General features: G+C 70.7%; 17 protein-coding genes and 1 tRNA gene. 11 read left to right on the top strand and 7 right to left on the bottom strand.

From position 1 onward, the window contains the following. The first annotated feature begins 27 nt into the window (after positions 1-27). Positions 28-1,242 (top strand): MFS transporter, encoded by a 1,215-nt coding sequence (locus tag EP757_RS08765; RefSeq protein ID WP_232050425.1) that lies wholly within the window; start codon positions 28-30, stop codon positions 1,240-1,242. On the opposite strand, the gene hisC is transcribed toward EP757_RS08765, so the two are convergent. Together hisC and EP757_RS08755 are read right to left on the bottom strand one after the other, a co-directional pair. Beyond that, positions 1,239-2,315: a histidinol-phosphate transaminase gene (gene hisC / locus EP757_RS08760; protein ID WP_127543742.1), complete on the bottom strand. Its 1,077-nt coding sequence runs from the start codon at positions 2,313-2,315 to the stop codon at positions 1,239-1,241. The genes EP757_RS08765 and hisC overlap by 4 nt on opposite strands. Beyond that, positions 2,312-3,370 (bottom strand): RDD family protein, encoded by a 1,059-nt coding sequence (locus EP757_RS08755; RefSeq protein WP_127543740.1) that lies wholly within the window; start codon positions 3,368-3,370, stop codon positions 2,312-2,314. The genes hisC and EP757_RS08755 overlap by 4 nt, the downstream gene beginning before the upstream one ends. A gap of 140 nt (positions 3,371-3,510) precedes the next feature. On the opposite strand from EP757_RS08755, the gene EP757_RS08750 reads away from it, so the two are divergent. The 3 genes from EP757_RS08750 (at position 3,511) to EP757_RS08740 (ending at position 7,078) form a co-directional block, all read left to right on the top strand. Beyond that, complete coding sequence (locus EP757_RS08750; protein ID WP_127543738.1) at positions 3,511-3,999, top strand: Lrp/AsnC family transcriptional regulator; 489 nt, start codon at positions 3,511-3,513, stop codon at positions 3,997-3,999. A gap of 54 nt (positions 4,000-4,053) precedes the next feature. Beyond that, a complete protein-coding gene (locus EP757_RS08745) occupies positions 4,054-5,346 on the top strand; it encodes a hypothetical protein (protein ID WP_127543736.1) in 1,293 nt (430 codons plus the stop codon). Positions 5,347-5,419: 73 nt separating this feature from the next. Further along, positions 5,420-7,078, top strand: a complete 1,659-nt coding sequence (locus EP757_RS08740) for a fumarate hydratase (protein WP_127543734.1) — start codon at positions 5,420-5,422, stop codon at positions 7,076-7,078. A gap of 27 nt (positions 7,079-7,105) precedes the next feature. Here the strand turns inward: EP757_RS08740 and EP757_RS08735 are convergent, their stop codons facing one another. Beyond that, positions 7,106-7,624 carry a hypothetical protein gene (locus EP757_RS08735; RefSeq protein ID WP_127543733.1) on the bottom strand — a complete coding sequence of 173 codons (519 nt, stop codon included), beginning with the start codon at positions 7,622-7,624 and terminating at the stop codon, positions 7,106-7,108. Positions 7,625-7,944: 320 nt separating this feature from the next. Between EP757_RS08735 and EP757_RS08730 the strand changes: the two genes are divergently transcribed. The 5 genes from EP757_RS08730 (at position 7,945) to rlmB (ending at position 16,593) form a co-directional block, all read left to right on the top strand. Then, a complete protein-coding gene (locus EP757_RS08730; RefSeq protein ID WP_232050424.1) occupies positions 7,945-10,851 on the top strand; it encodes a BTAD domain-containing putative transcriptional regulator in 2,907 nt (968 codons plus the stop codon). After that, entirely contained in the window at positions 10,848-12,245 is a 1,398-nt protein-coding gene (locus EP757_RS08725; protein WP_127543731.1) for a class II fumarate hydratase, read from the top strand. Before EP757_RS08730 ends, EP757_RS08725 begins: the two co-directional genes overlap by 4 nt. Before the next feature lie 77 nt (positions 12,246-12,322). After that, positions 12,323-13,975, top strand: coding sequence for a S8 family serine peptidase (locus EP757_RS08720; protein ID WP_127543729.1), 1,653 nt, complete (start codon positions 12,323-12,325; stop codon positions 13,973-13,975). A 78-nt stretch (positions 13,976-14,053) separates the two neighbouring features. Further along, positions 14,054-15,466, top strand: coding sequence for a cysteine--tRNA ligase (gene cysS / locus EP757_RS08715; protein ID WP_127543727.1), 1,413 nt, complete (start codon positions 14,054-14,056; stop codon positions 15,464-15,466). Further along, positions 15,466-16,593, top strand: coding sequence for a 23S rRNA (guanosine(2251)-2'-O)-methyltransferase RlmB (rlmB, locus tag EP757_RS08710; RefSeq protein ID WP_127543725.1), 1,128 nt, complete (start codon positions 15,466-15,468; stop codon positions 16,591-16,593). The genes cysS and rlmB overlap by 1 nt, the downstream gene beginning before the upstream one ends. Here the strand turns inward: rlmB and EP757_RS08705 are convergent. Together EP757_RS08705 and EP757_RS08700 are read right to left on the bottom strand one after the other, a co-directional pair. After that, on the bottom strand, positions 16,590-17,678 hold the full coding sequence (locus EP757_RS08705; protein ID WP_127543723.1) for a PQQ-binding-like beta-propeller repeat protein: 1,089 nt from the start codon (positions 17,676-17,678) through the stop codon (positions 16,590-16,592). The two genes, rlmB and EP757_RS08705, sit on opposite strands and share 4 nt — an antisense overlap. A 221-nt stretch (positions 17,679-17,899) precedes the next feature. Next, a tRNA-Thr gene (locus EP757_RS08700) sits at positions 17,900-17,973 on the bottom strand. Between the two features lie 139 nt (positions 17,974-18,112). Between EP757_RS08700 and EP757_RS08695 the strand changes: the two genes are divergently transcribed. After that, complete coding sequence (locus EP757_RS08695; protein ID WP_127543721.1) at positions 18,113-19,201, top strand: ABC transporter ATP-binding protein; 1,089 nt, start codon at positions 18,113-18,115, stop codon at positions 19,199-19,201. A 97-nt stretch (positions 19,202-19,298) separates the two neighbouring features. On the opposite strand, the gene EP757_RS08690 is transcribed toward EP757_RS08695, so the two are convergent. Together EP757_RS08690 and EP757_RS08685 are read right to left on the bottom strand one after the other, a co-directional pair. Beyond that, a complete protein-coding gene (locus tag EP757_RS08690; RefSeq protein WP_127543719.1) occupies positions 19,299-19,787 on the bottom strand; it encodes an MSMEG_6728 family protein in 489 nt (162 codons plus the stop codon). A 36-nt stretch (positions 19,788-19,823) separates the two neighbouring features. Next, positions 19,824-20,237: a GNAT family N-acetyltransferase gene (locus tag EP757_RS08685; RefSeq protein WP_127543717.1), complete on the bottom strand. Its 414-nt coding sequence runs from the start codon at positions 20,235-20,237 to the stop codon at positions 19,824-19,826. A 399-nt stretch (positions 20,238-20,636) separates the two neighbouring features. Here EP757_RS08685 and EP757_RS08680 point away from each other — a divergent pair, with 399 nt between their 5' ends. Further along, positions 20,637-21,932 (top strand): PQQ-binding-like beta-propeller repeat protein, encoded by a 1,296-nt coding sequence (locus tag EP757_RS08680; protein WP_127543715.1) that lies wholly within the window; start codon positions 20,637-20,639, stop codon positions 21,930-21,932. Positions 21,933-21,996: the final 64 nt, after the last annotated feature.

The following is a 21,996-nucleotide window of genomic DNA, read 5'->3' as shown; positions in this document are numbered from 1 at the left end:
CTCTTAGTTAGAGCTTATTCTGTGGCGGTGAAGCTCAACCGCCCGGCGCTCGTCGTCCTCGGCACTTCGACGTTCTGCTACGTCACAGCGGAGACCCTCCCGGTCGGCCTGTTACCGCAGATCTCCGCGGGCCTCGGTGTCACCGAGGCCCGGGTCGGCCTGCTGCTCACCAGCTATGCCGTGGTCGCCGCGATCAGCACGATCCCGCTCACCGCGCTCACCATGCGGGTGCCCCGGCACACGCTGCTGGCGGTCACCGTAGCGGTCTTCGTGGTGTCCCAGGCAGCTGCGGCGCTCGCACCCACCTTCACGGTGCTCGTGCTCTCCAGACTGGTCTGCGCGCTGGCGCACGGCGTGTTCTGGTCGGTGATCGGACCCATCACCGCCCGGCTGGCGCCGCCCGGGCAGGTCGGGAGGGCCACCTCGCTGGTCTTCATCGGCAACTCGCTCGCCATCGTCCTGGGCGTCCCGCTCGGCACGGCCCTCGGCCAGTGGCTGGGCTGGCGGATCACGATCGGGCTGATGGCGGTGGCCGGGACGGTCTGCCTGGTCGCGATGATCAGGCTGCTGCCGGCCATGCCGGTGCTGCCCCGGGACCGGGCCGCCCGGCTCGGGCAGCAGATGCGCGACGCCGTGCTGATCCTGCGCAACCCGCGGGTCGCCGGGCTCTGCGCGGTCACCGTGGTGCTGGTGGTGGGGCACTTCGCCGCCTACACGTACATCGCGCCGCTGGTCCGCCGGGACGCCGGGCTGGACGGTGTGGCGCTCAGCGCGCTGCTGCTCGGCTACGGCGCTGTCGGCCTGGTCGCGAACTTCGTGGTGGGCCGGTACGTCGACCGCCGCCCCGGCCCGATCCTGCTCGCCCTGGTCCTGACCGCCGCGGTGTCGGTAGTGGCCCTCGGCCCGGTGCTCGGCCCGGCCCTGACCGTCCTCGCGGTGCTGCTCTGGGGCGGCGCCTTCAACGCGATCCCGGTCTTCCTCGGATCGGCCTCGCTGCGGGTGGCGCCGCGCAGCCGGGACGCGGCGTCGGCGGTCTACGTCGTGGCGTTCCAGATCGGCATCGGCAGCGGCGCGTTCGTCGGCGAGCGGATGGTCAGCGCCGGGCATCTCGGCGGGCTGCCGCTGATCACCGCGGTCTTCGCGCTGGCGGCGGCCGTGCTGGTGGTGGTGTTCCGCGGAACCTTCCCGTCCCGGATCAGCGCCGAGGAACACCACCGTGCGGAGCAGGAGGCCCTCGCCTAGAGAGCGGCCTCGGCGGCGGCCAGGAACTGGTCGTTCTCCTCCGGGGTGCCGACGGTGACCCGCACGCCCTCCGGGTGGAAGCCGCGGACGATCACGCCCCGGTTCTCGCACGCGGCGGCGAAGGCGGCGGTGCGCTCGCCGAGCGGCAGCCAGACGAAGTTGGCCTGGCTGTCCGGCACGTCGACGGAGAGCTTGCGGAGCGCCTCGACGAGCCGGGAACGCTCGGCGACGACGAGGGAGCAGCGGCGCCGCACCTCGTCCTCCTGCTCCAGGGCGGCGAGCGCCGCGGCCTGCGCCACGGTGCTGGTCGAGAACGGGGTGACCACCTTGCGGATGGTCGCCGCCACCTCGGGCTGGGCGACCAGGTAGCCCATCCGCAGCCCGGCCAGGCCCCACGCCTTGCTCATGGTCCGCAGCACCACCACGTTCGGCCGGTCGCCGTAGGTCTGCAGCGCGTCCGGCACGTCCGGGTCGGTGACGAACTCCCGGTAGGCCTCGTCGAGCACCACCAGCACGTCGGACGGGACGGTGTCGAGGAACCGGTCGATCTCGGCCTTGCGCAGCGAGGTGCCGGTCGGGTTGTTCGGGTTGCAGACGAAGATCATCCGGGTCTGGTCGGTGATCGCCGCCGCCATCGCGGTGAGGTCGTGCCCGTGAGCCGCGGTGTTCGGCACCCGGACGCTCGTCGCGCCGCCGCCGGCCGCGATGATCGGGTACGCCTCGAACGACCGCCACGAGTAGATGATCTCGTCGCCCGGCAGGCAGGTGGACTTCGCCAGGATCTCGGCGAGAGCCACCGAGCCGCAGCCCGTCACGATCCGGTCCGGGCTCACGCCGAAGCGCTCGCCGATCACCTCACGCAGGCGGACCACACCCATGTCGGGGTAGCGGTGCACCGACGCGACGGCCTCGGTGACCGCCTCCACCACACCGGGGAGCGGGCCGTACGGCACCTCGTTGCTGGCCAGCTTGATCGCCTCGTCGATGCCCAGCTCGCGGGCGAGGTCGGCGACGTTGCGGCCGGGAACGTAGTTCGGCAGGGCGTCGAGGTCGGCGCGGGTCAACCGGGTCATTGCGGTCCTCCGGGGGAGTTGGCCGGGACGGTGGGCTGGGCGCCGTGCGGCACGGCGACGACGACGGTGGCGGCTGCCTTGTCGTGCCAGGCCTGGCGCAGCCGCTGATCGAAGACGGGAGAGAGCGAGGCGAAGAACTGGATCACCAGGCCGACCCCGCACCACCAGAAGAGCGTCCACATGCCGAGCCGGGCCCAGCGGGTGAAGGCACGCCCGAAGCCGAGCTGCGCGGTGCTCTCGACCGGCACCACCTTGATCCCCATGGCGCGCTTGCCGAGCGTCTGCCCGCTGTTCGCGGTGGACGGCGCCTCGTAGAGCAACCAGAGCAGCGTCGCGACCAGCACGATGGCGATCGAGAGGGTCTGCATGCGCGCGGTGGGCTCGGCGACCAGGGCGTCGTTGCCGGCTTCGAGCTGGCGCATGTAGTCCTGCAGGATCGGGTTGAAGTCCTGCCAGTACTGATAGACGAACCAGCCGTTCACGACGATGTTGAGCAGCAGCACCGCGGCGATGTCGATGAGCCGGGCGGTGAGGCGGCGGCCCAGACCGGCGAGCGGGAGACCGTGCGGCATCGCTGCCGGCATCGGATAGAGGTAGGCGTGCGGCGGCTGGCCGGCCCACGTCGGCTGACCCTGCTGCCACTGCGGCGGAGGTTGCTGCCAGCCCGCCGGCGGCTGCGTGCCCGGAGGTTGCTGCCAGCCCGGCGGCGGCTGCGTTCCTGGAGGAGGCTGCCAACCGGCCGGCGGCTGAGTTCCCGGAGGGGGCTGCCAGCCGTGCGGCGGCGGCTGGTGCTGCGGGCCCCAGCCGGGCGGCGGCCCATACGCCGGAGGCGCCTGCTGCGGCGGCTGCGGGGGCGTTGCGAAGGTCTGCGGGGCGGGCTGCACCGGCGCGGGAGCGGGCTCCGGGGCCGGCGGGTCCGGCTCGACCGCGGGCGGACCGTCCGGCGGGGTCGCGTCGGCCGGGAGGGCCTTCCCCAGCCAGCCCTCACCGTCCCAGTAGCGCTGGGTGCTGGTGTCGGCCGGGTCCTTGTACCAACCCGCGGGAAGGGAACTCATGCGCAAACCTTCTACCAGAACGACCTGACCGTTCCCTGCGGGCCGGTCTTTGATCTCAGTGTCCCAGGTCGCCGCAGTGCTGTCCGATAGCCGGTGGCAGAGGGAGGCAAACTGCGCACTATGTACGGTAGCTTCGCCCAGTGACTGAGCAGAGTGTCCAGCTCGACGGCCTTGATGCCCGGCTGCTCGAGCTTCTCGCCGCGGAACCGCGGATCGGTGTGCTGGAGCTCTCCCGCCGGCTCGCGGTGGCCCGCGGCACGGTGCAGGCGCGACTCGACAAGCTGACCGCCCGCGGCGTGATCAAGGGCTTCGGCCCTGAGGTGTCGCCCGCGGCGATCGGCTTCGGGGTGACCAGCTTCGTGACATTGGAGATCAGGCAGCGGTACGGCCACGATGCCGTGGCATCGCACCTCGCGGAGATCCCGGAGGTCCTGGAGGCGCACACGATCACCGGCAGTGGCGACATCCTGTGCCGGATCGTGGCGAGGGCCAACGCCGACCTCCAGCGGGTGATCGACCAGATCGTCGGATACGAGGGGATCGTCCGCGCTCACACGATCATCGCGCTGGCGGAGCTGATCCCGTACCGGACCGGACCTTTGGTCAAATCTGCCCAGATATCGGGTTGACACGGGCATTCCGCGCTCAGCCGTGAAGTCGATCGTGGTCACTACCCTGCCGGAATGGCCTCGGGCGGGGGTTCTCTGAAGGGCTACACGGTGCTCACCACCGCTGTGGTCGTCACGGTGCTGGCCGCCACCGGGGTGTGGAACCCGTTTCCCCAGCTCTGGGCATGGATCAACACGAGTGAGCCGGTCGCGGCGGGCGCTCGCTGGCAGCAGCGCCTCGGCGGCACACCGCAGAGCGTCGCCGTCGTCGGGGACGCCGTGGTGGTCGAGTACCGCACCTCGGTCGAGGCGTACGGGCTGACCGCCGCCGTCCCGCTCTGGCAGTCGGACGCCGACTGGGCCGCGGTCGCCGGCAAGGGCGACGACGCCGTGGTGGTCACCGGCAAGCTGCTGACGAAGGGCTACCAGGTCCTCGACGCCCGGACCGGCGTGGTCCGGCGATCCGACACCACGGCCGGAGCGGTCTGGACCTACCAGGACGCGATCGTCGACCTGAGCTGCGCGAAGGGGAACGACTGCCGGCTCACCGCGTGGGATCCGAAGACCGGCGGCGAGATGTGGAGCGTCGGCACCGGCGGCATCGGCTTCGTCCTCGACGCCGCCAACCCCGACCTGCCGGACACCAAGCGTCTCGTCTCCGGATATGTGGACGACGACATCGCCGGGCCGTCCGCGCTGCCGGGCCTGATCGGGCTGCCGAACGACGGCCAGATCCGGGTGATCGACACGGCGAAGGGGCGGCTCGTGCAGACGATCCGACCCGGGCGGGACCAGAAGGTGTCGATCGTCGGCGGCCGGGTCCTCACGGTGACCGGCACCCCCGGCGACGGCACCTGTTACTACGAGGTGGTGGCGACCGACCCGCCGGGCGACGCGGTGGTGTGGCGCAAGGACGGGCTCAACCTGCGTACGGCCGACAACGGGTCGGACTGCGAGCAGGGGCGGGACCCGGCCGGCGGCTACAACGTGGTGCTCGGGGTGGACCCGTACGGCCGGGAAGTGCTGATCAACGGGAACGACGGGCGCAATCTCTGGTACGGCGACAAGGAGTCCGAGGTGCTCGCCGTGAACGACTCCTACGCCGTGATCCGCAAGGGGGATGCGCTGCGGGGGTACTCGTTCAGCAAGGACAAGGCGGTGTGGAGTCAGCCCGGCGGGGACCGGGTCGGGGCGGCGCTCACGCCGTACGCGGCGATCGTGGTCTGGAAGAACCGGGTGGCAGCGCTGGCTCCCGGAAGTGGGGCGGTCCGTGCCGATGTGCGTACGAATGCGAAGGTCTTCGCCGTCGGGCCGGAGGGAATGATCGCGGTCTCCGGACGGGACATGGCCTACCTGCCCTTCTCGTGAATTTGTGACCGGTCGAGCGAAGCCTCGGGGAGGGTTCGCGCGGGGCGGGTCCGCTGCCCTAGGCTTGCCGCTCATGAGCAGAGGCGCCGCTTTCACCTACTCGCCGCTCTTGCCGACCGGCGAGGACCTGACCGAGTACCGTCTGGTCACGGACGAGGGTGTGGATGTCGTCGAGGGCCCGGGAGGCCGCCGGTTCCTCACCGTCGAGCCCTCGGCGCTGACCCAGCTCACCGCCGAGGCGATGCACGACATCGCCCACTACCTGCGCCCGGCGCACCTCGCCCAGCTGCGCGCGATCATCGACGACCCGAAGGCGTCGCCGAACGACCGCTTCGTCGCGATGGACCTGCTGCGCAACGCGAACATCGCGGCCGGCGGAGTGCTCCCGATGTGCCAGGACACCGGCACCGCGATCGTGATGGGCAAGCGCGGGCGGCACGTCCTCACCGACGGCGCCGACGAGTCGGCGATCGCGCTCGGCGTCTACCAGGCCTACACCCGGCTCAACCTGCGGTACTCGCAGCTCGCCCCGCTGACCATGTGGGACGAGAGGAACACCGGGACGAACCTCCCGGCGCAGATCGAGCTCTACGCCGAGGACCCGGGCGGCCACCCGGACGCCTACAAGTTCCTCTTCATGGCGAAGGGCGGCGGCTCGGCCAACAAGTCGTTCCTCTACCAGGAGACGAAGGCGCTGCTCAACCCGCAGCGGATGATGCAGTTCCTGGACGAGAAACTGCGATTGATCGGTACGTCGGCCTGCCCGCCCTACCACCTCGCCGTCGTCGTGGGCGGCACCAGCGCCGAGCACGCGCTGAAGACCGCCAAGCTGGCTTCGGCGAAGTACCTGGACAACCTCCCCACCTCCGGCACGATGCTGGCGCACGGCTTCCGCGACCTGGAGCTGGAGGCGGCCGTCCTGGAACTGACCCGCGATTTCGGCATCGGCGCGCAGTTCGGCGGCCGCTACTTCTGCCATGACGTCCGGGTCATCCGGCTCCCGCGGCACGGCGCGTCCTGCCCGGTCGCGATCGCCGTCTCCTGCTCCGCCGACCGCCAGGCGGTCGCCAAGATCACGCCGTCCGGTGTGTGGCTGGAGCGGCTGGAGACCGACCCGGCGCGGTTCCTGCCCGAGGTGGACCTGGGCGAGGAGCCCGTCGTCCAGGTCGACCTGAACCGGCCCATGTCGGAGATCCGTGCCGAGCTGAGCAAGTACCCGGTCAAGACGCGGCTCTCCCTGACGGGATCGCTCGTCGTGGCCCGGGACATCGCGCACGCGAAGATCGCCGAGCGGCTGGACGCCGGCGAGCCGATGCCGCAGTACATGCGCGACCACGCGGTCTACTACGCCGGTCCGGCCAAGACCCCTGAGGGGTACGCTTCCGGCTCGTTCGGACCGACCACCGCCGGGCGCATGGACTCCTACGTGGAGAAGTTCCAGGCGGCCGGCGGCTCGATGGTGATGCTGGCGAAGGGCAACCGCTCGCAGCAGGTGACCGACGCCTGCAAGTCGTACGGCGGCTTCTACCTCGGCTCGATCGGCGGCCCGGCCGCCCGCCTGGCCCAGGACTGCATCCGGCACGTCGAGGTGCTCGAGTTCCCGGAGCTCGGCATGGAGGCGGTCTGGAAGATCGAGGTGGAGGACTTCCCGGCCTTCATCGTCGTCGACGACAAGGGCAACGACTTCTTCGCCGAGGTCACGAAGCCGGTCCTGAGCATCGGCAAGCGCTGAGGTACGGGCCCTCGCGGGCCCTCACCGTCAGCTGGGGCAGTAACCCGCGACCGGGCTGAGCCACTCGGCCAGCTGGGTCTTCAGGGTCTTGTCCAGGTCCTTCGTGGTCTTGATCTTCTCGATGTAGTCGCGGTCCTTCGCGCTCTTCTCGATCTTGGTGGCCGAGGTGTCGCCGGCCTCCTTGAGCTCGGGGTTCTCCGCGCCCTCGGTCTCCTTGCGGATCTGGCTGCCGACCGACTTCAGCTCGGCGGCCGCCGCCTTCTCGGCCTTCTTCGCCTCGTCGGTCTGCTTCGCCTCCTTGTGGGCGATCATCTTGCCGAGCTCGGTGCCGAAGTCGCCGAGGTCCGCGGTGAACACCTTGTCCAGCTCGCCGCAGACCTTCTCGGTGTTCTCCGAGTAGTCGGGGGCCGGCTCGGTGGTGGCCGGAGCGGCCGAAGCGGTGACGGCGGCCGGCGCCGCGATCTCGCTGGTGTCCGCATCGCTCTCACAGGCGGCGCCGGTCAGCATGACGCCGCCGGCGAGCGCGGCCAGGATGGCGCGTCGCATCAGGGGGATCCTCTTCGTCGGGGTACCAAACTCAGCCGACGGTACGTTCCGTTCGCTACCTCGTCCAACCGAGAGTGATCATCGGTATACGAACAGCCCGCCCGGGGTCACCCGGGCGGGCCGTGCGCCCCCGTTGAAAGTCTGCGGACCGCCCCGCCGCGTAAGGGGCGCTCAAGCGGCGGAGCGGCGCTGGGGAGAAGCGTGCGCCGGACCGCTCTCATTTCACTGTCGTTCCACTCCTGACACTCGGTTAGGCTCCCGGTACGGCACACGGGGACGGGTGAATCACGTTGCGCTACCGCATCCTTGGGCCACTCTCCGTGACCGAAGGCGAGCGGACGGTGGCGATCACGGCGACTCGCGACCGCATCGTGCTCGCGATGCTGCTCCTGCGACCCGGCCGCGTCGTCGGAGTGGCCGAGCTCACCGAGGCGGTCTGGGGCGCCGACCCGCCGGCCACCGCCCGCGGCCAGCTGCAGACCTGCGTCTCCCGCCTGCGCCGGGTGCTGCCGGCCGGCGCCATCCACAGCGACCCGGCGGGCTACCGGATCCGGCCGGGCGAGGACGAGCTGGACGCCACCGTCTTCCTGCGGCTGGTGGAACAGGCGAAGACCGCCGCCGACCCGGGGACCGCCCGGTCCTCGTACCGCGGAGCCCTCGATCTCTGGAGAGGGCCGGTCTGCCCGGAGATCGACGCGCCGGCGGTGCGGGCGGCCGCCGCCGTGCTCGACGACCGGCACGCCGCCGCGGTGGAGGACTGGGCCGACCTCGAACTGGACGCCGGGCAGGCTCGGGAGCTGCTCGGTGAGCTGGCCGGATGGGTGGACCGGTTCCCGCTGCGCGAGCGGCTGCGCGGCCAGCTGATGACAGCGCTCTACCGATCCGGGCGGCAGGCCGACGCGCTCGCCGAGTTCCGCCGGACCCGTGACGTGCTGCGCGACGAGCTCGGCATCGAGCCCGGCCCGGAGCTGCAGGAGCTGCACCGCAGCATGCTGGCCGGTGAGAACCGCCCGGTGGCGAGCCGGGCCGTCCGCTGTCTGCCGCGCACGGTCGGCGACTTCACCGGCCGGGAGGCGCTCGTCGGCCGTCTGCTCGGCCGGATCGCGGCGGCTGACCCGGCCGTGCTGGTCATCGACGGGATGGCCGGCAGCGGCAAGACCACCCTGGCGCTGCACCTCGCGGCCCGGGTCGGTGACCGGTTCCCGGACGCGCACCTCTACGTCGACCTGCGCGGATACAGCGACCAGCCGCCGGTCGAGCCGGCCGCCGCACTGATCGTGCTGCTGCGCCAGCTCGGCGTCGCGGCCGCCGACATCCCGCTCGAACCGGTCGACCGGATCGGGTTCTGGCGTACCGAGGTGGCCCGCCGCCGGCTGCTGGTGATCCTCGACAACGCCGCCTCCAGCGCGCAGATCAACGACCTGCTGCCCTCCTCACCGGGCAGTCTCACGCTCGTCACCACCCGCCGTCGCCTCGCCGGGGTCGACGGCGTGCGCGTCGAGTCGCTGCCGCTGCTCGACGCCGACGAGGCGGTGGAACTGCTGGAACGGATCGCCGGCGATCGGGTGGCCGCCGAACCGGAGGCTGCCGCCGAGGTGGTCCGGCGCTGTGGCGGCCTGCCCCTCGCGGTCCGGCTGGCCGGCGCCCGCCTGGTGCACCGGCCGCGCTGGCGGGTCGCCGACCTGCTGAACCGGATGGGCGGGACGGCCCTGCCCGAGCTGACCGCCGAGGACCGGACGGTGACCGGCGCGTTCTCGCTGACCTATCAGCAGCTGCCGGAGCTGCCACGACGGGTCTTCCGGCTGCTCGGCGTGTATCCGGGCGCGCGTTTCGACGCGCTCGCGGTGGCCGCCCTCGCCGGGATCAGCGCGGACGAGGCGGCCGAGGTGCTCGACGATCTGGTCGACGTGCACCTCGTCGACGAGCCGGAGCCGGGGGTGTTCCGGCTGCACGACCTGCTGCGGCAGTACGCCGGGGCGCTGGCCGGCGAGCTTCCGGCGCTGGAGCGGATCGAGGCGCTCGTCCAGGCTCTCGACCTGCAGTTGCACGCCCTGGTGGCGACGACGTCGCCGGGGTTCATGGAGTCGTTGCTCGACGATCTGGGGGACCGCAAGCCCGGGCGGCCGGATCTGCTGGCCGCGCTGAGCGATCCGATCGCCCGGCTGGAGCAGCAGCGGCCGGACCTCGCGGCCTTCGTGGAGGCGGCGGCGGGGGTGGGCCGCCTCGACTACGCGTGGCAGATTCCGCGGGCGGCCTGGGCCGGGCTCTTCAGCCGGGCCTACATGGATGACGTCCGGGACCTGCATCTGCTGGCGATGTCCAAGGTCGAGCCGGCCGGTGACCGGTTCGGGGCGGCCGTCACCGCCAACTACCTCGCGTCGGCGTACGCCCGGGCCGGCGAGCACGAGAAGGCCGAGCGGTTCCTGCTGCTGTCCGCGCAGCCGCTCGAGGACGTGGGCAAGTCCGCGAACGTCTACTCCAACCTGGCGATGATCTACCGGCAGCAGGGCCGGTTCCCCGAGAGCCTCGAAGCCGCGCTGACCTTCTTCCGGAAGGCCGCGGTGCACCGGATGCGCATGCGCAACCCGGCCCCCGCCCTGGCCACGCTCTCCGTGGTGCTGCATCGGATGGGCCGGACGGGCGAGGCCCTGCGATACGCCCGGATCCGGTTGATCCGGGGGACCGACCTGAGGGATCCCGGGATGATCGCGGGCTCGCTGCTGGCCGTCGGGCGCCTCCGGTTCGTGCTCGGTGAGATCACGGCTGAACGGGCGCTGCACTACGTCGACCACGCGACCCGCCTCGCCCGGCGGAGCGGGTTGCCTTCGGTTCTGGCGGACGCGTACAACGACCGGGCCGTTCTGCTACGGGCCCTGGGCCGGTACGCGGAGGCCGAGGCCGAGCATCGCCGGTCGCTGGACTTCACGATCCCGGCCCGCGACGCCCTGCACGAAGTGGAGTTCCGCAACGAGTACGCATCCACCCTGCTCGTCTCCGGTGACGTTCGGGCGGCCCGGGCGATGTTCGAGCAAGCGCTCCGGGCCGGAACGGCGGCGCGTCTCCCGTACGGGATAGCGAACGCCAAGGCCGGGCTGGCCGCCTGCCTGGACCACGACGATCCTGAGGCGGTCAGGCTGCGGGCGGAGGCCTGTGAGCTATTCGACCGCATGGGGATCACCACGATCGACGGGCGTCCCGTGAATGGGAGAGAGAGGATGAAACCGTGACGACTGACGAGAGTGGCTTCCGGATCGAACGCGACACCATGGGCGAGGTACGAGTGCCCGCCGACGCTCTCTGGCGTGCCCAGACCCAGCGGGCGGTGGAGAACTTCCCGATCTCCGGGCGAGGGCTGGAGCCGGCGCACATCCGCGCGCTGGCCCGGATCAAGGGCGCCGCCGCGCAGGCCAACGCGAGCCTCGGCGTGCTGGAGAAGGATCTCGCCGACGCCATCGCCACGGCCGCGGCGCACGTGGCCGGCGGCGGTTACGACGACCAGTTCCCGGTCGACGTCTTCCAGACCGGCTCGGGCACCTCGTCGAACATGAACGCCAACGAGGTGATCGCGACGCTGGCTTCGCGGGACCTGGGCCGCCCGGTCCACCCGAACGACCACGTCAACGCGTCGCAGTCCAGCAACGACGTCTTCCCGTCCTCGATCCACCTGGCCGCGACGGAGGCGGTCAGCGCCGATCTGATCCCGGCTCTGCAGCACCTCGAAGGGGCGTTGCGGGAGAAGGCCGCGGGCTGGTCGGGCGTGGTGAAGAGCGGCCGCACCCACCTCATGGACGCCACCCCGGTCACCCTGGGCCAGGAGTTCAACGGGTACGCGCAACAGGTCGCCAACGGCGTCGAGCGGCTCGCCGCCACCCTGCCGCGGCTCGGTGAGCTGCCGCTCGGCGGCACCGCTGTCGGCACCGGGGTGAACACGCCGCCCGGATTCGCCCCGGCGGTGATCGATCTGCTGCGGGAGTCGACCGGCCTGCCGCTCTCCGAGGCCCGCGACCACTTCGAGGCGCAGGGCGCCCGGGACGCGCTGGTCGAGGCGTCCGGCCAGCTGCGGGTGGTGGCCGCCGGTCTCTACAAGATCGCGAACGACATCCGCTGGATGGGCTCCGGACCCCGCGCCGGGCTGCGCGAGCTGCGTCTGCCCGATCTGCAGCCGGGCTCGTCGATCATGCCCGGCAAGGTGAACCCGGTGGTGCCGGAGGCGGTCCGCCAGGTCGCCGCCCAGGTGATCGGCAACGACGCGACGGTGGCGTTCGCCGGCACGCAGGGCGACTTCGAGCTCAACGTGATGCTGCCGGTGATGGCCCGCAACCTGCTCGAGTCGATCCGGCTGCTGGCCGCCGTCTCCCGGCAGTTCGCCGACCGCTGCATCGTGGGCCTCGAAGCCAACGAGGAGGTCGCCCGGGCGTACGCGGAAGGGTCGCCCTCGATCGTCACGCCGCTCAATCGATACCTCGGATACGACGAGGCGGCCGCGATCGCTAAACAGGCACTCGCGACCGACCGGACAATTCGCGAGGTCGTGATCGAACGGGGTCATGTGGCATCGGGGAAGGTCACTGAGCAGCAGCTCGACGAGGCGCTCGACGTTCTCCGTATGACCCGTCCGTAAAATGACCGCTGTTCATCTTGTGTTGAGCGATATTTCTCGATGAGATTCCTCCAGACCAACAACTAGGAGCGAATTCCATGAGAAGACGCGTCATCACGGGGGCGGTCGTCACAGCGACCGGCCTGGCTTTCTTGACCGCCGTACCTGGTTCGGCCGTGGCCGAGCCAGGTAACGCGGTGGACTACACCGTCGTGGCCGCGGACGGCGCCTCGGCGGCGGAGGCGACCGCTGCCATCAAGGCGGCCGGCGGCACGATCGTGACCGGCAACGACGCCGTCGGCGTCTACCGGGTCACCTCCTCCGACACCAAGTTCTCCACGAAGGCCACCAAGTCGGGCGCGCTGATCGGCGCCTCCGAGCGCCGGGCCATCGGCAAGGCGCCGAACGGTCTGGAGAAGGTCGAGAAGTCCGGGCACAACAAGGGCGCGAGCTCGGCCAAGGGCACCAAGCTCGACCCGCTCGACGACAAGCTCTGGGGCCTCAAGATGATCCGCGCCGACAAGGCCCGGAAGATCGAGTCCGGCAACCGGGGCGTGACCGTCGGCATCCTGGACACCGGTCTGGACGCGTCGAACCCCGACCTGGCCCCGCACTTCAGCGCCAAGCTCTCCCGCAACTTCGCGCCGGACATGACCGACATCGACGGCCCCTGTGAGGTCGCGAGCTGCCTCGACCCGGTCGGCACCGACGACGGCGGGCACGGCACCCACGTGGCCGGCACGGTCGGCGCCGCGGCGAACGGCGTCGGCGTCTCCGGCGTCGCCCCGGACGTCACGCTGGTCGAGCTCAAGGCCGGCCAGGACTCCGGCTACTTCTTCCTCGACCCGGTCGTCAACGGCCTCACCCACGCCGCCGACGCCGGCCTCGACGTCGTGAACATGTCGTTCTACGTCGACCCCTGGCTCTACAACTGCACGGCCAACCCGGCCGACAGCCCGGAGGACCAGGCCGAGCAGCGGGCGATCATCGCCGGTATGAAGCGGGCCCTCAACTACGCGCACCGCAAGGGCGTCACCCTGGTCGGCGCGCTCGGCAACAACGCCGAGGACCTCGGCAAGCCGCGTACCGACACCTCCAGCCCGGACTACGGCGCGGACCCGTACGAGCGCCCGATCGACAACAGCTCCTGCTGGGACCTGCCGGCCGAGGGCCCGCACGTCATCGGCGTCTCCTCGGTCGGCCCGTCCGGCAAGAAGTCCGACTTCAGCAACTACGGCCTGGAGCAGATCTCGGTGGCCGCGCCCGGTGGCTTCGCCCGGGACTACTTCGGCACCCCGCAGTACAACCTGCCGGCCAACCGGATCCTCTCCACGTACCCGCTCAAGGTGCTGATCGAGGAGGGTCTGGCCGACGAGGCCGGCAACATCACCCCGGCCGGTACGGGCCTGGCCTTCAAGGACTGCACGAAGGCCGGCAAGTGCGGCTACTACACCTACCTGCAGGGCACCTCGATGGCGTCCCCGCACGCCGCCGGTGTCGCCGCGCTGATCGTCAGCCGGTACGGCAAGCCCGACTGGCGCCGTGGGGGCCTCACGCTCGACCCGAACGTGGTGGAGCGGCAGCTCTACAAGACCGCCGCCGAGCAGGCCTGCCCGACCCCGCGTCTGGTGAGCTACGCGAACGAGGGTCGCCCGGCCGAGTGGGACGCCTACTGCGAGGGCGGGAAGAACTTCAACGGGTTCTACGGGTACGGCATCGTCGACGCCTACGCGGCGGTCGGCGGTCGCTGATCCTCCGGTGATTTTCCGGGGCCGCCTCGCCGCTGGGCGGGGCGGCCTCGCCGTTTGACAGGCCGCTACCCTTGTACGGTGACGCTGCGCTTGTATGACACCGCGACCCGATCGGTCCGGGACTTCGTCCCGATGACGCCCGGTCAGGTGTCGATCTACCTGTGTGGTCTCACCGTTCAATCCGCGCCACACATCGGCCATCTGCGTTCCGCGGTCAACTACGACGTGTTGCGTCGCTGGCTGCTGCACATCGGGCTCGAGGTGACCTTCGTCCGCAACGTGACGGACGTCGACGACAAGATCCTGCAGAAGTCGCTGGAGCAGAAGCGGCCGTTCTGGGCGATCGCCTACGAGAACCGGCTCCTGCTCGACCGCGACTACCGCTCGCTCAACGTGCTGCCGCCGACCTATGAGCCGCTGGCCACCGGGCACATCACCGAGATGCACGAGCTGATCCAGACGCTGATCGCGGGCGGCCACGCCTACGAGGCCGACTGCGGGAACGGTGACGTCTACTTCGACGTCTCGTCGTTTGCCGCCTACGGCGCGCTGTCCGGGCAGAAACCGGCCGACATGCGCTCGGCCGGCGACGCGCCCGAGCGGGACAAGCGGGACGCCCGTGACTTCGCCCTCTGGAAGGGTGTGAAGGCCGACGAGCCCGACGACGCCTCCTGGTCGTCGCCCTGGGGCGCCGGCCGGCCCGGCTGGCACATCGAGTGCTCGGCGATGGCCCGGCGCTACCTCGGCGACGAGTTCGACATCCACGGCGGCGGCCTCGACCTGACGTTCCCGCACCACGAGAACGAGATCGCCCAGTCGAAGGCGGCCGGCCTCGGCTTCGCCCGCCACTGGGTGCACCACGCTCTGCTCAACCTCGGCGAGTCGAAGATGAGCAAGTCGCTGGGGAACGTGATCGACCTGGACGGGCTGGTCGCCGACGGCATCCGCCCGGTCGAGGTGCGCTACTACCTGGCGTCGCCGCACTACCGCTCCCGGATCGACTACACCGACGAGGCGCTGCGTGAGGCCGCGGTGGCCTACCGCCGGATCGAGGGGTTCGTGCACCGCGCGGCCGAGGTGGTCGGCAACGGCCGGCCCAAGGCGGTCCCGCCGGCGTTCGCCGACGCGATGAACGACGACTTGAACACCTCGGCGGCGCTCGCGGTCGTGCACGACACGATCCGGGAGGGCAACACCGCGCTGGCGGCGAGCGACGAGGCCGGCATCCGGGGCGCGCTCACCGCGGTCCGGGCCATGCTCGGCGTGCTCGGCCTCGACCCGCTCGATGAGTCGTGGGGCGGCAGCGAGCGCGGCAACGACCTGAAGCCGGTGGTCGACTCCCTGGTCGCCCTGGCACTGGAACAGCGGGCTCAGGCCCGCGCACGGAAGGACTGGGCTGCCGCCGACTCGGTGCGGGACCAGCTCAAGAACGCGGGTATTCAGGTGGAGGACACTCCGACCGGGCCGCGCTGGACGGTAGGAGAACACTGATGCCGGGAAACTCTCAGAACGCGAGCAAGCGCGCCACCTCCAAGAAGGGCGCGTCGATGGGCTCCGGTGGCAAGAACCGGAGCAGCCTCAAGGGGCGCGGCAGGACCCTGCCCGCGGACGAGCGTCCGTGGCACAAGGGCTACTCGGGCACCGAGAAGCTGCCCGACAAGACCGCGCGTAAGCAGGACAAGGAGCGCCGTGCCGCGGCCGCCGAGGGCCGCGCGCCCAAGGTCGGCATCCCGGGCACCAAGGACACCACCTGGGGTCGCGGCGGTGGCCGTGGCACCAGCATGACCCGTGCCGCCGCAGCGTCCCGTGGCGGCCGGGCGGCCGGCCCGCGCGGTCCCCGGGTCGCGCCGGGCCGCAAGTCCAACCCCACCAAGGAAGGCCCCGAGCTGCTGCTCGGCCGCAACCCGGTGGTGGAGGCGCTGCGCACCCTGGTGCCGGCGACCGCGCTCTACGTGGCTCAGGGCATCGACATCGACGACCGGGTGGCCGAGGCCGTGCGGACCTCCGGCGACCGCGGCATCCCGATCCTGGAGATCAGCCGGGCCGAGCTGGACCGGATGACCGGCGGCGTCCTTCACCAGGGCATCGGCCTGCAGGTGCCGCCTTTCGCGTACGAGGACTTCGACGACCTGGTCAACGCGGCGCTGGAACAGACGGCCCCGCTGCTGGTCGCCCTCGACGGGATCACCGACCCGCGCAACGTCGGAGCGGTGATCCGGTCGGTCGCGGCGTTCGGCGGCCACGGCGTCTTCATGACCGAGCGGCGCGCCGCCGGCATCACGGCGACGGCCTGGCGTACCAGCGCCGGCGCCGCCGCCCGGGTGCCGGTCTCCCAGGTGGTCAACCTGACCCGGGCGATCAAGTCGGCGCAGAAGGCCGGCTTCACCGCGATCGGGCTGGACGCGGACGGTGAAACCGGCCTCTACCAGCTCGAAGCGGCGGTCGGCCCGCTGCTCGTGGTGGTGGGTTCCGAGGGCCGCGGGCTGTCCCGCCTCGTCGGCGAGACCTGTGATCTGAAGGTCAGCATCCCGATGGCGTCCGACGTCGAGTCGCTCAATGCGAGCGTGGCCGCCGCCGTGACGCTCGCCGAGGTCAGCCGCCGGCGTACCCAGGGCTAGAAATAGGCCCGCAGGCGGTCGCCGTCCGTGAGGAAGAGGCGGCCGCCCGCGACGGCCGGGGGATAGTGCTGGTCGCTCGGCATGGCACTCATCGCCCCCTTGCCGGTCGTGGCGTCGACGATCGACAGCGGTTCCCCCATGCCGGACGGGCTGAAGAGCAGCCCGCCGGCCCGGACCGGCTGTCCCGCGCCGTCCGGCAGGTGCACCGACCAGAGCTTGCGGCCGTCCGACGCGTCCAGGCAGAGCACGCTGCGGTTGCGGGGCAGGTAGACGCGCTCGTCGTCGGCCGTGACGCCGGGTGACGGCAGGTCGGACTTCCAGATCACCGCGCCGGTCGCCGCCGTCACCGCTGTCAGGCCGCCGCCGGCCCCGCTGACGTAGAACCGGCCGCCGGCCGGGTCGCTGCCCACGGCGTACCAGTTCTCCCTGGTCTGCCAGATCGCCGAACCGGTCGTGATGTCGACGGCCCGGGCGCCCGAATCCCCGGTACGCAGCAGCAACCGCCCGCCGGCCGAGAGCAGCCCGTCGCCTCGGGTGCCGGTGAGCCGCCAGATCCGCCCGCCGTCGGCCAGGCGGTAGCCGGTCGTGCTGAGCGTGAAGTCGGGCCGGGTGTCGACGACGGCCACCCCGCGGTCCACCACCATGTCCTGCGCCGGTCCGCCGATCGCGACCTCCCAGAGCCGGCTGCCGGTCGCCGCCGAGTACCCGGTGAGGAAACTGCCCTGGCCGTCGCAGGTGTAGGTGAGCGCCACGAGCCTGCCGTCGGCGACCGCCATCCGGGAGACGCCGCGCCGGACCAGCCCGGTGAACCAGCGCTTGCCGCCGGTCGCCGGGTCGAGGGCCGCGATACCGCCCGGCATGCTGGTGTAGAGATTGCCGCCGGACACGAGTGGTTCCCGCCCGACTTCACAATCGGCGGCGCCGTGAGTCGAGATCTCCCATTTCTTCGTGAAACGTTGGGTGTCCAGCCGCGCCTCGGCGGGGTTGTAGAACGTCGCACCCGGGCCGTATCCGGGTTGAGCCCAATCCGAAGGAGGGGCCACCACGAGGACCGCGACGAAGGCGGCCACCAGAACGGAACTCATGCAAGATCAACGACGAGCCAAGCAAGAGCGGGACGGGTCAACCACAACCAGGCGCACCACAACAAGGCGCAACCGAAACAAGGGGCGCAACCACCACAAGGCGCAACCACCCACCAACCGCAACCGACCGCACCGTGGGGGGTTCGGGGGGCTCGGCCCCCCGGCAAGCGAAGCGAGCCGACAAGGTCCGCGCATTTCGCGGACACACTCCGGCCCCGGCGAGCCCCCGGTCGGGATCGAACCGACGACCTCCCGTTTACAAGACGGGTGCTCTGGCCATCTGAGCTACAGGGGCGTGTTCCCGGTCAGCATAACGTCCTGTGATGTGGCCGCCATCTTGGCAGGTCGGTGAAAAACAATTACGTTTGCGGGGCTGTTCCTTCTACTCGGATCGTCCGGCACGTTCCTGCCGGTGGAAAGGAAGTCGATTCACCATGGCTACCGTCACTTACGACAAGGCCTCCCGGATCTACCCGGGCTCTGAGCGTCCCGCCGTCAACGAGCTGAACCTCGAGATCGGCGATGGCGAGTTCCTCGTTCTGGTCGGCCCCTCCGGTTGTGGCAAGTCCACCAGCCTGCGCATGCTCGCCGGCCTGGAGGACGTGGACCGCGGCCGCATCCTGATCAACGACAAGGACGTCACGCACCTCCCGCCGAAGTCCCGTGACATCGCGATGGTGTTCCAGAACTACGCTCTCTACCCGCACATGACGGTGTACGAGAACATGGCCTTCGCCCTGAAGCTGCGCAAGACCCCGAAGTCGGAGATCGACCGCGCGGTGAAGGAAGCCGCCGCTCTGCTCCAGCTGGAGGAGTACCTCTCGCGTAAGCCGAAGGCGCTCTCCGGTGGTCAGCGCCAGCGTGTCGCCATGGGCCGCGCGATCGTGCGTCAGCCGCAGGTCTTCCTCATGGACGAGCCGCTGTCGAACCTCGACGCCAAGCTCCGCGTCCAGACCCGTACGCAGATCGCCTCCCTCCAGGCGAAGCTCGGCGTCACCACCGTCTACGTCACCCACGACCAGGTCGAGGCCATGACCATGGGTCACCGGGTCGCCGTGCTGCTCGACGGTGAGCTGCAGCAGGTCGCCACGCCGCGCGAGCTCTACGACACCCCCGGCAACGTCTTCGTCGCCGGCTTCATGGGCTCGCCCGCCATGAACATCAAGACGGTTCCGCTCACCGAGTCGGGCGCCACCTTCGGCTCGCTCAGCGTCCCGCTGACCCGTGAGCAGGTCGCCGCGGCCCAGCAGGGTGGCGACGGCAAGGTCACGATCGGCTTCCGTCCCGAGGCCGCCGAAGTGGTCACCGAGTCGGCCGGCGCGCTGCCGCTGGTCGTCGACCTGGTCGAGGACCTCGGCTCGGACGCCAACGTCTACGGCCACGCCGAGGTCGGCGGCGCTTCCGAGCGCTTCGTCGTCCGCACCGAGCGCCGCTACATGCCGAACATGGGCGAGACGGTCTGGATCAAGCCGCAGACCAACGCCCTGCACGTCTTCAACGCGGGCTCCGGCTTCCGCATCTGATCGACGGTTACACGAAGGGCATGGCTTCTCCGTCAGGGGAGGCCATGCCCTTTTTCTTGTACGCCGGCACCCCAGCTCTCCCCGACGTGACGCCTTTTCAGACCGCGGGCGTGGTGGTCGGAGGACGGTCGGACGCCGGCCACACGTAGGGAAGGTCATCCGGGATGTCGGGGCCGAACAGCGGGCGGTAGTACGCCGGGTCCTTGCGCAGCAGGGCCGACCGATGGCTGACGTGCAGGGCTTCGTCGCCGAGCCACGGCGGCAGATCACCCGCTGCCGACAGTTCGGCGGCTGACCGGACCGACTCCGGGCCGGTCGACGCCCGCAGGTCGGTGAGCAGGGTCGCGGCGCAGGTGTCGGCGCGGCCGGTCGCCGTCCACACCTCGCACATGTCCAGGCCGTACCGGACCAGGGCCTCCTCGTAGCCCTGCCACATCTTGACGGCCGGGTGGTGGCGCCAGCCGTAGCCGGGCCGGACCAGGCCGCGCAGCACCTGGATCGTCTCGACACGCTGTTTGCCGAGGCGTTTGACGTCGAGAGCGCGGGCGCTGCCGGTGAAGTCCGGATACGGCAGGAAGGTCTGCATGCCCCTGATCTTTCCCGCGCATCAGCGAAGCAAAAGTCAGGTCAGGTCCCAGCTCAGCAGCGTGAAGGTCATCTCCTCGCAGGCGCCGGATCGGCGGTACGTGGCCAGCGCCGCCTTGTTGTCCGACTCGGTGGCGACCCACATGCCGTAGCAGCCGTTCCGTTTGGCGATCTCGGCGAGGGCGTTCACCAGCGCCGTCCCGACACCCTGCAAGCGGGCCACCGGCGCTACCCCCAGTTCGTAGACGAGCATCTCGGTGCCCTTGTCCGGGTGGGTCGTCTCGACGCCGCTGATCATGCCGATCGGGCGGTCACCGCCGTCGTAGGCGATCAGCAGATGGTGCGTGGGATCGGTGAGGAAGCGCTCGGTGGCGGCCTCCAGGGGTGGCGCGTCGAAGAGATCGGCCGCGCGGTGAACCTCGGCGGCTGCGGTAATCCGTTCGATGCGCATGGCGCCACGATAGCCATGCCGGGGGCGGCTACCTGGGGATCGGTAGCATGGCGGCCGGTATCCGGTACATCGAAGGGCGGCGAGATGGCGGCTCCCGGGGAGAGCGACACCACCAGAGGGAACGATCCGGACACCGACACCCACGCCGAGCCGGATGGGCCGGTTGCGAGCGGTCCGGTTGAGAGTCGGCCGGTTGAGAGCGGGCCGGCTGAGAGCGGGCCGGAATACTCGGAGCCGGTCGATCCGTGGGCCACCGGGGAAGCCGCGGCGATCGCTGCCGGTGGGCACTCGCCCTATCAGGCGCCGGCCGGCGGTGAACCCACGTGGACGATCCCGGGGGCGCCGGAGCCGGCGGTGACTCGGCAAGAGCAGGGCGATCGTCCGTACAAGAAAAGGCTCTTGATCGGAATCGTGGCCGGGGTGGTCGCGCTCGGGGTGGCCGCCGCCGTGATCCTCTGGCCGGGCACGCGGGCACTCGACTTCCATCCGGTGGAGGAGCTGGCGCGCTTCGATCCGGCCGTCCCGGTGGGCTCCGGCTGGTCGGACACCGAAGTGATCGGGGACCGTGCCTACTTCGCGAGCTCGGACCAGGACGGGCGGCTCGGCGTGGTCGCCGTCGACACCGGCAGCAAGAAGATGGTCTGGAGCAACCCCGCCGCCGGTACGGCCTCGCTCTGGGACCGCATGATCGCGCTGCCGGTCGGGCTCGTCGTCTTCTCCAGTCTCGAATCGAGCACCGGCAAGGCGCAGATGCGCATCCTCGGCGCCGGCGACGGCAAGGAACTGTGGAACCGTCCGATCGGCAGCTCCGACACCGTCCACATCGGCGCCGACACGATGGTCATCGTCGATCGGGTGGAGCAGCGGCTGCTCGGGCTCGATCTGGAGACCGGCGAGGTCCGCTGGGAGGAGGAGGACCCGGACGCGACAACGGTCGTCACCGTCACCACCCAGGCGGACCTGGCGGGTCCCGCAGGCACTGGCGGGCGCCCGTTCTCCCCGGACGTCTCCGACGACGACCGGTTCGTCCAGATCAACAGTGATCGGTCGGCGAGCGTGCGGGACATGCGTACCGGGAAGGTGGCGAAGACCCGGCCCAGCGTGGCCGGCACCAGCGACGAGGCGATCGCCCACGACGGGCGGCTGTTCGTGCACGAGTCCGGAAACGCACAGCGGATCTTCGCGTACGACCTGGAGGGGTTCGGCGAACCCGCCACCCTGCACACCGCCGCGCCGGACGCCTCGCTGAGTTCCCTGACGCCGTGCGGCGAGAAGCGGCTCTGTTTCGTCGAGACCGCCGGCTTCGACCGGGACGCGGGCCAGGTCGTCGCCGTCGACGCGGAGAAGGGCGGCGAACTGTGGCGGCACGACGTCCCGGCGGTCGAATCGCTCATCCCGATCGGCACATCGTTGCTGGCCGTGGCGGACGAGGACAGCACGATGATCGACCCGGACGGGACTCGGCTGTGGACCGTCCCCGGCGTCGCGGTGCGCCTCGACGCCGGCAACGTCCTGCGCTTCTCCGGCAGCCTGACGACATCGGTGGGCAGCCAGTCGCTGTCCGGCGTCCACGTGGGCGACGCGGCGGCCGAGATGGGCCTTCTGCGCGATGTACGCCCGGGCGCCTGCGCGTGGAACACCACGGTCCTGGCATGCGTACGAGAGTCCGATTTCGCCCTGTTCTCGTTTGCCTGAGGCGGCGGGCCCCGGATGCGCGAGAGCGCACACCGCTGGACGTTGGCGGTGTGCGCTCTCGCTG

It is taken from the genome of Actinoplanes sp. OR16 (assembly GCF_004001265.1).
Taxonomy (GTDB): Bacteria; Actinomycetota; Actinomycetes; order Mycobacteriales; family Micromonosporaceae; genus Actinoplanes.
The sequence above is the reverse complement of the archived record's forward strand: the minus strand, read 5'-3'. Positions and strand labels throughout refer to the sequence as shown.

Bases quoted from the DNA above. Each gene is read 5' to 3' on its own strand.
- hisC (WP_127543742.1), bottom strand. From the start codon at position 2,315: ATGACCCGGTTGACCCGCGCCGACCTCGACGCCCTGCCGAACTACGTT.
- EP757_RS08745 (WP_127543736.1), top strand. From the start codon at position 4,054: ATGGCCTCGGGCGGGGGTTCTCTGAAGGGCTACACGGTGCTCACCACC.
- rlmB (WP_127543725.1), top strand. From the start codon at position 15,466: ATGCCGGGAAACTCTCAGAACGCGAGCAAGCGCGCCACCTCCAAGAAG.
- EP757_RS08695 (WP_127543721.1), top strand. From the start codon at position 18,113: ATGGCTACCGTCACTTACGACAAGGCCTCCCGGATCTACCCGGGCTCT.
- EP757_RS08740 (WP_127543734.1), top strand. From the start codon at position 5,420: ATGAGCAGAGGCGCCGCTTTCACCTACTCGCCGCTCTTGCCGACCGGC.
- EP757_RS08685 (WP_127543717.1), bottom strand. From the start codon at position 20,237: ATGCGCATCGAACGGATTACCGCAGCCGCCGAGGTTCACCGCGCGGCC.
- EP757_RS08690 (WP_127543719.1), bottom strand. From the start codon at position 19,787: ATGCAGACCTTCCTGCCGTATCCGGACTTCACCGGCAGCGCCCGCGCT.
- EP757_RS08720 (WP_127543729.1), top strand. From the start codon at position 12,323: ATGAGAAGACGCGTCATCACGGGGGCGGTCGTCACAGCGACCGGCCTG.
- EP757_RS08755 (WP_127543740.1), bottom strand. From the start codon at position 3,370: ATGAGTTCCCTTCCCGCGGGTTGGTACAAGGACCCGGCCGACACCAGC.
- EP757_RS08735 (WP_127543733.1), bottom strand. From the start codon at position 7,624: ATGCGACGCGCCATCCTGGCCGCGCTCGCCGGCGGCGTCATGCTGACC.
- EP757_RS08705 (WP_127543723.1), bottom strand. From the start codon at position 17,678: ATGAGTTCCGTTCTGGTGGCCGCCTTCGTCGCGGTCCTCGTGGTGGCC.